At 72.0% G+C, this 13,069-nt stretch carries 14 protein-coding genes; 6 read left to right on the top strand and 8 right to left on the bottom strand.

The genetic code is table 11. The annotated features are described in order from the left end of the window. The first annotated feature begins 6 nt into the window (after positions 1–6). On the top strand, positions 7–1,476 hold the full coding sequence (locus ACSNOA_RS10820) for a family 43 glycosylhydrolase (protein WP_436657819.1): 1,470 nt from the start codon (positions 7–9) through the stop codon (positions 1,474–1,476). A 304-nt stretch (positions 1,477–1,780) separates the two neighbouring features. On the opposite strand, the gene ACSNOA_RS10815 is transcribed toward ACSNOA_RS10820, so the two are convergent. From ACSNOA_RS10815 to ACSNOA_RS10800, 4 genes are read right to left on the bottom strand one after another with little or no spacing between them, the layout of a single operon-like run. Then, entirely contained in the window at positions 1,781–2,386 is a 606-nt protein-coding gene (locus ACSNOA_RS10815; protein WP_436657818.1) for a response regulator transcription factor, read from the bottom strand. Next, entirely contained in the window at positions 2,383–3,540 is a 1,158-nt protein-coding gene (locus ACSNOA_RS10810; RefSeq protein ID WP_436657817.1) for a sensor histidine kinase, read from the bottom strand. The genes ACSNOA_RS10815 and ACSNOA_RS10810 overlap by 4 nt, the downstream gene beginning before the upstream one ends. Positions 3,541–3,560: 20 nt before the next feature. Next, the gene (locus tag ACSNOA_RS10805; RefSeq protein WP_436657816.1) at positions 3,561–4,289 is read right to left on the bottom strand and encodes an ABC transporter permease; all 729 of its coding nucleotides are present in this window, start codon (positions 4,287–4,289) and stop codon (positions 3,561–3,563) included. Between the two features lies 1 nt (position 4,290). Continuing rightward, the gene (locus ACSNOA_RS10800) at positions 4,291–5,175 is read right to left on the bottom strand and encodes an ABC transporter ATP-binding protein (RefSeq protein WP_436657815.1); all 885 of its coding nucleotides are present in this window, start codon (positions 5,173–5,175) and stop codon (positions 4,291–4,293) included. A gap of 152 nt (positions 5,176–5,327) precedes the next feature. Here ACSNOA_RS10800 and ACSNOA_RS10795 point away from each other — a divergent pair, with 152 nt between their 5' ends. Then, positions 5,328–5,957, top strand: coding sequence for a hypothetical protein (locus tag ACSNOA_RS10795; protein ID WP_436657814.1), 630 nt, complete (start codon positions 5,328–5,330; stop codon positions 5,955–5,957). Positions 5,958–6,032: 75 nt separating this feature from the next. Here ACSNOA_RS10795 and ACSNOA_RS10790 read toward each other — a convergent pair whose 3' ends face one another. Further along, positions 6,033–6,653, bottom strand: coding sequence for a dihydrofolate reductase family protein (locus ACSNOA_RS10790; RefSeq protein ID WP_436657813.1), 621 nt, complete (start codon positions 6,651–6,653; stop codon positions 6,033–6,035). A gap of 151 nt (positions 6,654–6,804) precedes the next feature. On the opposite strand from ACSNOA_RS10790, the gene ACSNOA_RS10785 reads away from it, so the two are divergent. Then, entirely contained in the window at positions 6,805–7,515 is a 711-nt protein-coding gene (locus tag ACSNOA_RS10785; RefSeq protein WP_436657812.1) for a helix-turn-helix domain-containing protein, read from the top strand. Here ACSNOA_RS10785 and ACSNOA_RS10780 read toward each other — a convergent pair. Both ACSNOA_RS10780 and ACSNOA_RS10775 read right to left on the bottom strand, forming a co-directional pair. Next, complete coding sequence (locus ACSNOA_RS10780; RefSeq protein WP_436657811.1) at positions 7,497–8,075, bottom strand: dihydrofolate reductase family protein; 579 nt, start codon at positions 8,073–8,075, stop codon at positions 7,497–7,499. The genes ACSNOA_RS10785 and ACSNOA_RS10780 overlap by 19 nt on opposite strands. 112 nt (positions 8,076–8,187) lie before the next feature. Then, positions 8,188–8,808: a TetR/AcrR family transcriptional regulator gene (locus ACSNOA_RS10775; protein WP_436657810.1), complete on the bottom strand. Its 621-nt coding sequence runs from the start codon at positions 8,806–8,808 to the stop codon at positions 8,188–8,190. Positions 8,809–8,970: 162 nt separating this feature from the next. Here ACSNOA_RS10775 and ACSNOA_RS10770 point away from each other — a divergent pair, with 162 nt between their 5' ends. Further along, positions 8,971–10,011 carry an aldo/keto reductase gene (locus ACSNOA_RS10770; RefSeq protein ID WP_436657809.1) on the top strand — a complete coding sequence of 347 codons (1,041 nt, stop codon included), beginning with the start codon at positions 8,971–8,973 and terminating at the stop codon, positions 10,009–10,011. 152 nt (positions 10,012–10,163) lie between these two features. Here the strand turns inward: ACSNOA_RS10770 and ACSNOA_RS10765 are convergent, their stop codons facing one another. Continuing rightward, complete coding sequence (locus tag ACSNOA_RS10765; RefSeq protein ID WP_436657808.1) at positions 10,164–11,129, bottom strand: GlxA family transcriptional regulator; 966 nt, start codon at positions 11,127–11,129, stop codon at positions 10,164–10,166. A 294-nt stretch (positions 11,130–11,423) separates the two neighbouring features. Between ACSNOA_RS10765 and ACSNOA_RS10760 the strand changes: the two genes are divergently transcribed. Both ACSNOA_RS10760 and ACSNOA_RS10755 read left to right on the top strand, forming a co-directional pair. Then, positions 11,424–12,062, top strand: a complete 639-nt coding sequence (locus tag ACSNOA_RS10760; protein WP_436657807.1) for an HD domain-containing protein — start codon at positions 11,424–11,426, stop codon at positions 12,060–12,062. Positions 12,063–12,113: 51 nt separating this feature from the next. Further along, on the top strand, positions 12,114–13,052 hold the full coding sequence (locus ACSNOA_RS10755) for an NADP-dependent oxidoreductase (RefSeq protein WP_436657806.1): 939 nt from the start codon (positions 12,114–12,116) through the stop codon (positions 13,050–13,052). The last annotated feature ends 17 nt before the right edge of the window (positions 13,053–13,069 follow it).

Genomic DNA, 13,069 nt, shown 5'->3' with positions numbered 1-13,069 from the left:
GCAGCGATGGGCACCCACCTCAGTCGACGTACCCTCCTGCGCGGCGGCCTCGGCGTGGCCGCGACCGGCCTGGTCCTACCCACCGCGGCCCGGAACGCCGGGGCGGCCCCGGCCCGGACGCCCACGGACGCCGAGATCTACGGCGCGCCGACCGCCAATCCCCTCGTGTGGCAGCGGGCCGACCCGTTCGTCACGCACCGCATCGACGGCCTCTACTACTTCACGGCGTCCGTGCCGGAGTACGACCGGCTCATCGTGCGTGCCGCGCCGACCCTCGAGGGGCTGGGCGACGCCGCCGAAGCGGTGGTGTGGCGTCGCCCGGCCAGCGGGAAGATGGGCGGTCACATCTGGGCACCGGAGCTGCACCGGATCGACGGCCGCTGGTACATCTACTTCGCCGCCGGTGACTCCGACAACGTCTTCCGGATCCGCATGTACGCCATGGAGTCCGCCGCCGCCGACCCCCGCGACCCGAGCGGCTGGTCGTCGCCGCGCCAGATCGTCACACCGTGGGACAGCTTCGCGCTGGACGCCACCACCTTCGCGCACGACGGGCAGCGCTACCTCGTCTGGGCGCAGAGCGAGCCGGAGATCAGCAGCAACAGCAACCTCTACATCGCCCGGATGACCTCGCCGTTCACCATCACCGGCAATCCCGCGCGGATCGCCACACCGACGAAGTCCTGGGAGGTGCAGGGGTTCCGCGTCAACGAGGGGCCGGCGGTGCTCACGCGCAACGGCCGGATCTTCGTGACATTCTCGGCAAGCGCCACCGACGCCCGCTACTGCATGGGGCTGCTGACGGCCGACGCGCGGGCCGACCTGCTCGACCCAGACACCTGGAGCAAGAACCCCGACCCGGTGTTCACCACCAACGAGCAGACGGGGCAGTACGGCCCCGGCCACAACAGCTTCACGGTGGCCGAGGACGGCGAGACCGATGTGCTCGTCTACCATGCGCGCGACTACCGGGACATCGTGGGCGATCCGCTCTACGACCCGAACCGCCACGCCCGTGCGCAGCGCCTCTACTGGCACCGGGACGGCACTCCCCTGTTCGGCGTGCCGGTCGGGAAGGGCGGCCCCATCGTCCGGCTGTCGCCCGCGGACGCCCCGTCCACGTACGTGCGCCACGACGCGTACCTGCTGCGGGTCGACCGCGGAGTGCGGGAACTGGCCGACTCGCAGTTCCGGTTCGTGCCCGGGCTGGCCGGCGCGGGCACCGTGTCGATCCAGTCGGTGAACTTCCCGGACCGCTACTGGCGGGTGGACGGCACGAGCCTGCGGATCGACCCCGTGGAGGCCGACGGGCCGTACGCCGGGCAGGCCAGCTTCCGCCGGCTGCCGGGCCTCGCGCACCGCAACGGCATCTCGCTGGAGCTGGCCGACCGCCCGGGCGTCTACGTCCGGCACGGCAACGGCCGCCTCACGGTCGGCAGGCCGTCCGGGTCACGGTCGACGTTCTGGCTGAGCTGACAACCGTACGGGGTCGGCGCGCTCCCGCGCCGGCCCCGCCGCTCGGGCTCACTGACCCGCCGTCCCGAACTACCGGCTCTACGCGCGGACCAACGCCCAGCCGGGGCAACCGGGCCACGTGGTGTACCCGCACGTCGGCCGCTTTGATCGACACCATTCCGGTGAAGTGGCGGTGTCCGGCACGTCGGGATACCGCCACATCGGCGAAGCGGAGTCGATCAAGCCCGCACCTCTTCCGGACGCCGACCGAGCTGGCCGGCATCCGGGACGCCCGCCCGGCCTGACCCTCGCCCCCGATCGCGACTCAGAGCCAGCCGTTGGCGCGGGCGCTGAGGGCCGCCTCGATCCGGTTGCGGGTGCCGGTCTTGCCGATGGCGGCCGACAGGTAGTTGCGGACGGTGCTCTCGGACAGGTGCAGGCGGGCGGCGATGTCCGCGACCGTGGCACCGTCCACGGCGGCGGCCAGCACGTGCCGCTCCCGGTCGGTGAGCGGGTTCGGGCCGGCCGACAGCGCCGCCGCTGCGAGCGCCGGGTCGATCACCCGGTGGCCGGCGAGCACTCGGCGTACGGAGACCGCGAGGTCCTCGACCGGCCCGTCCTTCACGAGGAACCCGGCCGCGCCGGCCTCCATCGCACGCCGGAGGTAGCCGGGCCGGCCGAACGTGGTGAGGATCAGCACGCGGCACCGGGGCACACTGTCCCGCAGCGTCGCCGCGGTGTCCAGGCCGCTGCCGTCCGGCATCTCGATGTCGAGCAGCGCCACGTCCGGCCGGAGCCGAAGGGCGGCCTCCACCGCCTCGGCGGCGGTCCCGACCTCGGCCACCACCTCGATGTCGGTTTCGAGGTTCAACAGCAGGGCCAGCGCGCCGCGCATCATGCCCTGGTCCTCGGCGAGCAGCAGGCGGATCATCCGCCCACCCGCTCGACCGGTCTCGCCGGTACCCGGGCCGTGAGCAGCAGGCCGCCACCGCGCGCCGGGCCCACGTGCAACGTCCCGCCGGCCTGCTCGACCCGCTCGGTGAGACCACGCAGGCCGTTGCCCGGTTCCGGCCGGCCGCCCACCCCGTCGTCCCGAACGGTCAGCACCGACCCGTCGGCGCCGGCGCTGACCTCGATGTCGCACCGCGAGGCCCGGCTGTGCCGCAGCACGTTGGTCACACCCTCGCGGAGCACCCACCCGAACGCGTCGTCGGCCTCGACGTCGAGCGGGTGGCCGCTCTCGCGTACGGTGACCGCGATTCCCACGTCGGCCAGGGCCGTCCGGGCGTTGTCCAACTCCCGGGCAAAGCTGTGCTCGCGGTAGCCGGTGACCGCCTCCCGCACCTCGGCGAGCGCGGTGCGGCCGATCCGCTCGATGTCGGCCGCCTCGGCCGCGGCCCGGCCGGGGTCCGTCGGCGTGAGCCGGCGCACCACCTCCGCTTTCACCACCACCAGCGACAACGTGTGGCCGAGCAGGTCGTGCAGGTCCTTGGCGAACCGGAGCCGTTCCCGCTCCACCACGGTCCGGGCCAGCTCCCGCTGCGTACGTCGAAGCTCGTCCACGAGGCGGGCCACCCGGGCGAACGCCATCGTCATGGCACCGGCGAGCACCGTGATCAGCGCGATCTGGGCGACGTCGTCCGCCGGCACCCCGCGCACCGCCCCGATGAGCAGCACGGCGGCGACGCTGCCGCCCACCCAACCGAACCCCAGACTCGCCCGCAGCAGCCCCACGGCGCCTGCGGAGCAGACGTACACCAGCAGGACCAGCCAGCCCTCCGGCGCCCCGGCGTAGGCGGTCGCGAGCCCGACCCCCAGCAGCGCGAGCAGCACCAGCCCGGCGTGGTGCAGAGCCGGCCGGACGGGCAGCTCCGCCACCGGCACGGCCACCAGTGCGAGGTAGAGCAACGCGAAGACGCCCAGCCCGAGCGCCGCCGTGGGCGCGTGGTCGATCTGTCCCCGGGTGATGGCCGTGGCCGGCGGAAGCAGCAGCCACAGCCACAGCGTGTGGGCGGCCACGAGCACCAGCCCGCGACGCCGCCGGCTCGGGTCGACGGGCAGCGTGGCATGGGTGGCACCGGCCATGACGCACACCGTAGCGCCGGTCAACGACGTGCGGTCGAGCGCCGGTACGCCCACGCCGCGACGGCCGCGAAGACCACGGTCCACGCCAGGAGCACCGCCAACCCGGACGCGGTGGGCGCCCGCCCGGCGACGGACCGCCAGCCGAGTTCGGCGTACCGGTACGTGGGCAGCGCGTGCGCCAGCTGCCGCAGCACGGTCGGGAAGTACGTGAGCGGCACCAGCAGCCCGCCGAGCACCGACAGGCCGAGGAACGCCAGGAAGTTGACCGGCTGGGCGAGCTGCGGGGCCAGCCCGTACCCGATGGCGAGCCCGAGCAGCGCGAACGGCACCGTACCGACCCACATCAGCAGCAGCGCGATCCACCGGCCGGCGCCCAGCTCGACGTCGTGCTGGATCCGCCCGGCGATGCCCACCGCCACCACCGACGGCACCCCGCTGAGGGTGCTGACCAGGGCCTTCGCGACGACCGCATGCCCGGGCGGCAGCGGGGTGACGCGGAGCTGGTGCAGCCAGCCCACGGCACGTTCCTGGGACACCAGCGACCCCACCGAGAGCACGCCCGCCACCGCGCCGTACCCGGCCAGGCCGACCATGAGCGCGGTCGCCGCGTCCAGGCCCTCCAGCCGGTCGCCGCCGCTGGTCAACCCCGAGAAGATGAGGTACGTGACCACCGGGCCCAGGACGGTGAACAGCGCGAGGCGGGGATCCCGGGCCAGCCGGCGCAGCTCGAATCGCACGTAGGCACGCATCTCAGTGCTCCGTTCCGGTGAGGGCGAGGAAGGCGGTCTCCAGCGCGGCGGACACCTCGAGGTTGCGGAAGCCGCGGCCGGTGGCCAGCGCGGTGACGGTGGCGTCGGCGTCGTCGGTGGTGAGCACCGCCCGGTCGCCGCGGACCTCCACCGAGCGGACACCGGGCAACAGGTCCAGGCCCTCGACCGTCGCGCCGGCGAGATCGAAGGCGACCGTACGGCCGCCGGCCAGCGCGCGGATCTGCGCGGGCGGCCCGTCGGCCACCACCCGGCCCCCGGCGAGCACCACGACCCGGTCGGCGTACTCGTCCGCCTCGTGAAGCTGATGGGTGCTGAACACGACCGTACGGCCCTCCGCGGCGTACCCCTGGATGGCGGCCCAGAACGCCTGCCGGGCGGCGACGTCCAAGGCGGCGGTCGGCTCGTCGAGGACCAGCAGATCCGGAGCGCCGGCCAGCGCGAACGCGAACCGGGCGCGTTGCGCCTCGCCGCCGGACAGCCTGTCCAGCCGCCGGCCGGCCCGGTCGGCCAGCCCGGCCGTCGCGAGGATCCGATCGGCGGCCAGCGGGCGCGGGTACAGCGCCCGGGCCAACTCGACCACGTCCCGGACGGTGGCGGCGGGCACGACGCCCGCGTCCTGGAGCATCGCGCCGACGAGGCCCGCCCGGACCGCCTCGGTGGGAGCCCGGCCGAAGAGGGACACGGCACCCGCGTCGGGCGGGGTGAGACCGAGCATCATGGAGACCGTCGTCGTCTTGCCCGCGCCGTTGGGGCCGAGCAGGGCGACCACGGCGCCCCGCGAGATGGTCAGGTCGAGGTCGTCGACGGCTCGGACGGGTCCGAACCGCCGGGTGAGGCCAGTGAGACGTACCGCGATGTCACCCATGCCGTCACGCTACGAACGCGCGGGCGGCGTTGGCAGAATCGCCGGTACCCGGTGCGCGGTGACAAATGTCCCGGCGCATCAGGGCTCCTGCGGCGACAGCACGTCGAACAGCCGCAGGCCACCAGCAAACCGCGACTCGGAAGAGGAACAGGGTGCGCCTCGACTCCAGCTTCGATTTTGGCCTGACCGGCTTCGCCGGCCGCTTTCACCAAGACTGGCGTTATGAGGGAACTGCCGCGGAAATGCTCGCTCACCTGCTCGGCCCGCAAACGGATCCGCGCGAGGTCGAAGCGCTCCGCAGCGACGCCGCGTCCATGCGGTCGGGGCTGACCGCGGATGGAATCGAAACGCTCTGGGTCGCGGGTACCGGGGACACCTTCGGGTTCGGTCCGGACGGCGCCTGGCCGTCCGGACCGGAGTGGCTGGACTTCATCGTCGACGCATGCGAGCGGTGGCTTCGCGTACACGGTGCGCCGCAGCCGCAGCCCGAACCAGGAGGGGATTCGGCAGACACGGTGGCCGCAGAGATCGCGGCTACGACGGCGGCCCTGCCTGAGCGGCGGGACCCAGGTCGTGCGGTGACTGCGGCTCTCTCGCGGTGCGTTCGGGCCTGTTCCCCAGATCTTGCTCTCCGCTGGACCCTACGCATCGCGAGAGAGCGCAGCTGGCCGCTGGATCGCAGTCAGTACGAGCGCCTCGTGCGACTCGGCGAGCGGTTCGAGTATGGCGAGTTCGTCGTCGCTGATCTTGAGTATCTGGTTATTGATGAGCGGGAGGAATGAATCGACACATCCCGTCGGGCCGGCCAACCATTGACGGCCGGCAGGCTGAGCTTCGGCGCGTACGGCGTCAGGTCATCACGCCGACGCGCGGGGCACCTCGTAGAGCAGGTGCGTCACACGGTTGCCCTGGACGACGCGGGCGGGGTCGTCGAGGGAGACGACGTCACCCGCGCCCATCGCCCCGAAGAACGGGCGACCCGAGCCGAACACGACGGGAACGACGTTCATCACGACCTGGTCGACGAGGCCGAGGCGCAGCGCCTGCCCTCCGATCTGCCCCGCGGCGAGGTCGACGACCCGGTCGTCACCGGCGAACGCCCGCGCCTGCTCGATGGCCGCCCCCACCCCCTCGGTGACGAATGTGAACGGGGCGCTCCCCGCGTGCTTCCAGTCCGTCGGCGGCTCGTGTGTCACGACGAAGACGTGCTCACCGGCGGCCGGCACCCCGTCCCATCCGTCCGTGAGGTCGAACGTCCGGCGGCCCATGACCACGCAGCCGATGCGCGGATAGACGGATCTGACGAACTCCACGGAGGCACGTGTGCTCCGCATCGGGTGCTCCTCCGGGTCGCCGCTCCAGGTCCACTCGACGTCGCCGTTCGTCGCCCAGTCGAACAGCGGGCCGATGTCGTCGCTGTCGTCGGCGATGAAGCCGTCGACCGAGACGGCGGCACAGCCCATGATCACCCTGCTCATCGAACCCCCTCGCATCGTGGCTGTGCCCATTCTGCAGGGCGAGCACTTCTCCGGAGTGGACACCGCGTCGAGCCGGTCGCGCAGCTCGTCGCCCGAGCACCCGCGCCGTGAGGGGCACATTGCTGCCCGCCGCGGCCGTTACGCTGCTCGCGTGGGACTGCGGTTCACGACGCGCGCGTCCGACTCGCCCTGGATCGACACCGTCTGGACCTGCACGAGCGAGCAGGTGACCCGGATGACCTCCGTCGCGACCGTGCACTGGGGCCTGGTGTTCTGGAAGCAGGAGGGCGGGGCGTACGCGGCGGTCTCCGGCCCGGAGAGCCGGGCCGGGGTCGCGCCCGTGCCGGCGGACGCAACCTTCGTCGGCATCGAGTTCGCGCTGGGCACGTCGCTGCGGGCCGCGCCCACGCCGGCCCTGGTCGACAGGGGCGTCGTCCTGCCCGACGCCACGCCCCGGACCTTCCGGTTGGACGGCGCACGCTGGGAGACGCCCGGCCCCGACGACGCCGAGGCCCTCGTCGACCGGCTCGTCCGCTCCGGAGCCGTGATCCGGGATCCGTTGGTCGGCGACGTCCGCTCCGGCGGCTGCACGGACGTGTCTACACGCACCGTCGAACGCCGGTTCCGCGCCGCGACCGGGCTGACCCAGGGCGCCGTACGACAGATCGAACGGGCCCGCGAGGCCGCGGCCCTGCTGGCCGGCGGCCTCGCGAGCGCCGACGTCGTCGGTCGGCTCGCGTACTTCGACGAGCCGCACCTGGCCCGAGCGTTGCAACGGTACGTGGGACGCACGGCGCGCCAACTGCGGGAGGGCACTGGCGGCGCCATCTCGCTGGAGCTGGATCAGACGGCGACCTCGTAGATCAGCTTCAGCACGCCGTTCGGGTAGGCGGCGGAGTCCCGCAGGCGCAGCACCTGCTTCTCCTGGTCCTCGGCGCTGAACAGGCGCTTCCCGGCCCCGAGCAGCGCGGGGAAGACGAGCAGGTTGTAGCGGTCGATCAGGCGTGCGTTCGACAGGCGCCGGGCCAGCTCGGCACTGCCGTGGATGAAGATCGCACCGCCCTCGCTCTTCTTGAGGTCGACGACATCGTCGGTGGAGCGCAGGATCGTCGTCGGCCCCCAGCCCTCGACGAGCGCGTCCTCGGGCAGCGTGCTCGACACGACGTACTTCGGCAGGTCCTTGTAGGCGGCGTGGTCCTCCGATTCGCGCCACACCGGCGCGAACACCTCGTAGCTGCGGCGGCCGAACAGCAGTGCCGAGGTCTCGGCGAGCTCCTCCCCCTTCAGGGCGAAGGCCTCGGGCAGGACCTCGACGTCCTTGAACACCCAGCCGCCGCTGCGGTGCCCCTCACCCGGCCCGCCGCCGGGCGAATCCACCACGCCGTCGAGCGACATGAACCCGGTGTAGACCAGCTCACGCATGTGCTTTCTCCTCATCGTCGGAACGCCGGGGCCCATGTTAGGAAACGGCCACCACGGCCGTCTTGTACAGAAACGACGGCCGGCGTGCGACAGGAAGCGCCCGGAGTGGCCTTCAGTCGGCTGGGCGGCGATACACGCCGTGCCACCAGATCAGGGCCAGTTCGCGGGCGAACGCCGCGTCGTCGCGGGAGTCCCGCGCGGTGACGTGGTCGAAGATGGCGCGCTCCCCGCCCATGACGACCACCCGGCTGGCGCTGACGAGGTCGACGTCGGCGGGGGTGCGCCCCGCTTCCTGCTCCTCGCGGAGCACCGCCGTCGTCCGGTCGAGGAACTGCGTGAGCCCCTCGTACCAGAACTCACGCACGGTGGCGTCGTAGCTGGCGACCTCGGCGACGGCTCGCAGTACGGCGGCGTGTTCCCGGTAGATCTCCACCACCCGGAGGAAGGCGTCCGCCAGACCCTTGACGCCGCTCGACGGTTGCCACGTCGAGGCGATGTCGAAGGACGTGGCCAGCATCGCGGTGGCGAGGCGCACGAGCAGGTCGGTCTTGTCGCGGAAGTGGCTGTAGAAGGTCGAGCGGGCGACGCCGGCCTCGGTGGAGATCTGCTGTACGCCGAGCTCGGTGTAGTTCGCGCCGTTGATCAGCAGACGTCGCGTCGCGGCCAGGATGTCCGCCTCGGCCGATGCACGTCGCCCCGGGTCCGGGGTGCGTCGTCGGGTGATCGAAGGCATTCCCGGATCCTACGTCTTCCCCGTCGCCGGCGTGTTCGCCCTGCTCACACGTGCACTACACCGTGTCCGGACAGCATGTAGCATCGGACCCGGCACGCGACGTCCTTGGCAACTCGCTTGATGCGCGGCCGCTCGGCGAGCCAGCGCGAAAAAGGAGCAACAGTGAAATACCGCCTTCTAGGGCGCACCGGGGTCTGGGTCTCCGAGATCTCCCTCGGCACGATGACGTTCGGTGGCAAGACGCACCCGGTGTTCGGCAACATGGGCGCACTCGGGCAGGAGGAGGTCGACCGGGTGGTCGGCACGGCGCTGGACGCCGGGATCAACTTCATCGACACCGCCGACGTCTACGCCGACGGCGAGAGTGAGGAGCTGCTCGGTCAGGCGATCCGGCGGCGCCGGCGCGACGTGGTGCTCGCCACCAAGCTGATGGCCCCCATGGGGCCAGGGCCGAACGACATGGGGCTCTCCCGCCTGCACGTCATGCGTGCCCTCGAAGACAGCCTGCGCCGTCTGGGCACGGATCACATCGACCTCTACCAGATCCACAACTACGACCGCATCACGCCCCTCGAGGAGACGCTGAGCGCGCTCGACGACGCGGTACGGCAGGGCAAGGTCCGCTACATCGGCTGTTCCAACCTCGCGGCGTGGCAGATCAGCAAGGCGCTGGGCATCTCCGCCCTGCACAACCAGGCGAGGTTCGTCGCCAACCAGACGCACTACTCGCTGGTGTCGCGCGACGCCGAACGTGACCTGGTGCCCATGGCCGAGGAGGAGGGGCTGAGCCTGACGGTGTGGAGCCCGCTCGCCGGCGGGTTCCTCTCGGGCAAGTTCGACCGCGGCGGGGTGACCACCGAGCAGGACTCCCGCCGGGCCCGGGTCGGGTTCGACTTCGTGCCGTTCGACGAGGAGAAGGGGTTCGAGGTGCTCGACGTGCTGCGAACCGTCGCCGCGCGCCACGAGGTGAGCCCCGCCCGGGTCGCCATCGCCTGGCTGCTCGCCCAGCGGGCCGTGACCAGTGTGATCGTCGGCGCTCGCAAGCTGGAACAGCTCGCGGACAACATCGCCGCCAGCGACCTGACCCTCACCGAGCAGGATCTCGCCGCACTCGACGAGGTCAGCCGGCTCCCGGTCGCCTATCCGAACTGGATCCAGGACAGTTTCGCCCCGACGCGGATCCCGGCCGGCAACCAGGCCTGACTCGTCCGTCGGGTGCCAGGCGCGGGGAACGCGTACGCCTGGCACCCGACGCCGCGCGCCGACCGCGTCGGTGCGCGCCCGCACGGCCCGGGTGCTCGTGCCGCCACTGCCCCGGCCGGGTGCGGACGGATCAGCCGGACGCCCAACCCGTGCTAGCTCCCGCGGCGGGTCGTGCTGAACCGGCGCTGGTAGGCGGCGGGGCTGATCGACAGCTTCCTGGCGAAGACCCGTCGCATGCTCTCGTAGCTGGGGAACCCGGCCAGAGTCGCGGCCTGCGTCGCGGTGTGTCCCTGGTCGAGCAGCGCCCTGGCCATGTCGAACCGGATGTTCTCCACGTAGCGGGCCGGTGTCGTCGACAGCTCTTCGTGAAAGAGCCGGGTGAGGTGCCGGGTGCTCACGTTGAGGTGTTTCGCGAGTTCTCCGAGCGAGTGGTCTCCGCGCGGGTTGGCTGTCACCAGGTCGGTGACCCGGCGGAGGGCCGGCGAGCGGGGCGGCGGTCCTTGCAGCGGCGCCGAGAACTGGGACTGGCCGCCCGCACGCTGCATGTACACCACGAGCGCGCGGGCGACCTCGCGCGCCAGGTCGGGCCCGTGGTCCTCCTCGACGAGAGCGAGCGCCAGGTCGATCCCGGCCGTCACCCCCGCCGACGTGTACGTGGTGCCGTCGCGAACGTAGATCGCATCGGGTTCGACGCGACACGTCGGGCACCGGGCGGCGAGCTCGTGCGCGACCTTCCAGTGCGTGGTCGCGCGCTTGCCGTCGAGCAGGCCGGCGGCGGCGAGGACGAACGCCCCGGTGCAGACCGACGCGACCCGGCCGGCCGCCCTCGCCGGCGTCCGCGCGGCGTCCGCCAGGTCACCGGGGACACCGGTGCGCGGATAGAGGTCCGATCCGGCCACCAGCAACGTGTCGAAAGGCGGCTGCGGAAAGACGGCGGCGTCGACCGCGATCCGGATCCCGAGGTTCGACGTGACGTCCGCACCGGTCGGCGACACGAGCACTATCCGGTAGTCGGCGCCGAACCGGTTCGCCTCCTTGAACACCTCCGCGGGGCCGGCGACGTCCAGCAACGTCACTCCGTCGTAGGCGAGGATCCCGAGGCGGTGGGGATTGCTCACCACTCCGGTCTCTCCGGGTCGCCCACCGGCCGGCCGAAGCCCGCCGGCACCGGCCGCCGTCGGGGCGGCGACGCGGGCGGCAGGGACACGCTCATTCGTAACACACCGTCACCGGGGATGACGGGGATCCTCAAGTCCGCCTCGGGTGTGCCGCCTCACCCTCTGACCGGAGCGACCGCGACGCGCCTGTCCCGATTCGAGTGATTCCTGGCCGGACGAAGGCGGCGCGGCCCGCCGGTCGTTGGGCAGCATGGAGCCAGATCAGCGCACACACATCCCTGGGAGTCAGAGGTCATGCCAGAGGTCATCGCGGGACTGGAAATTCCCGAGACGGCGGCGGTCGCCGAAGCGACCACGCTCGTCCAGGAGACGACCAGGCCCTCCATCTACCACCACTCGCGGCGGGCCTTCTTCTTCGGCCTGATCCACGCGCGGCAGCTCGGCGTGAACCTGGATCCGGAGCTGCTCTACGTGGCGACCCTGTTCCACGACACCGGCCTCCTCACGCCGTTCTCCGACGTCGTGCAGCGCTTCGAGGTCGACGGCGCCGACCACGCGCGGAAGTTCCTCCTGGACCGGGGGTACCCGGCGGCCGCCGCCGAGACCGTCTGGACGGCGATCGCGCTGCACACCACGCTGGGCATCCCGGAGCGGATGGGGCCGGAGATCGCGATCACCCAGCTCGGCATCGCGACCGACGTGATCGGCATCGGCCTGGACGGGCTGGATCCCGATCAGCTGAACGAGATCCTCGCCGCGCACCCGCGGGGGGACTTCAAGAACGAGTTTCTGCGGGCCCACGTCGACGGTCTCAAGGACCGACCCGAGACCACGGAGGGCACCATGAATTCGGACATCCTCGAACACTTCCTCCCCGGTTTCCGTCACGTCTCGATGGTCGAGCGGATCCTCGGCTCGCCCTGGCCGAGCTGACCGCACCTCGGCACCACTGCGCACCAGGCCCACGTCTTGAAGGATCCGAGCATGCGAGCGATCACCGTGCGAGACCGCCACGCGGGTGTCGACGGCCTCACCCTGACCGACATGCCGTACCCCCACGCCGCGGAGAACGACGTCATCGTGCGGGTGCACGCGGCGGGCTTCACTCCGGGAGAGCTCGACTGGCCGGCGACGTGGTCCGATCGCGCCGGCCGCGATCGGACGCCCAGCATCCCCGGGCACGAGCTGTCCGGGACCGTGGTCGAACTCGGTTACGGCACCACCGGCCTCACGGTGGGCCAGCGGGTGTTCGGGCTGACCGACTGGGCCCGAAACGGATCCCTGGCGGAGTACGCCGCGGTGGAGGCTCGTAACCTCGCTCCCCTCGCGGCCGACATCGACCACACCGTGGCCGCCGCGCTGCCCATCTCCGGGCTGACCGCGTGGCAGGGACTGTTCGACCACGCGCAGCTCAGGGCCGGTCAGACCGTCCTCGTCCACGGGGCCGCGGGCGGCGTGGGCTCGCTCGCCGTGCAACTCGCGCGAGAGGTGGGCGCCCGCGTGATCGGCACCGGCCGGGCCGCCGACCGGGAGGTCGCGCTCGGGCTCGGTGCGCAGGCCTTCGTCGACCTGGACGCCGACGACCTGCGGCACGTCGGCGAGGTGGACGTGGTGTTCGACGTCATCGGCGGCGACGTCCTCGAGCGATCCACCGCACTCGTACGCCCGGGCGGCACCCTCGTCACCATCGCCATGCCGCCCACCGTGCAGCCCAGGGACGGGCGAGCCGTCTTCTTCGTCGTGGAACCCGACCGCGCCCGACTGACCGACCTCGCCGAGCGCGTCCGGGCCGGACGGCTCAACCCCGTCGTCAGCGCCGTACGACCGCTTCCCGAAACCGCCGCCGCGTTCAGCCGCCGCCATCGCGCCCCCGGCAAGACGATCATCCAGGTCGCGGACGAGCAGGAACCGCAGCACTCCTGATCGGTGTATGGGAGCGT

Origin of the sequence: Micromonospora sp. URMC 103 (assembly GCF_051386435.1) — a bacterium.
Classification (GTDB): Bacteria; Actinomycetota; Actinomycetes; order Mycobacteriales; family Micromonosporaceae; genus Micromonospora.
Note: the sequence above shows the minus strand (reverse complement) of the source record. Positions and strands in the feature narration are given on the sequence as shown.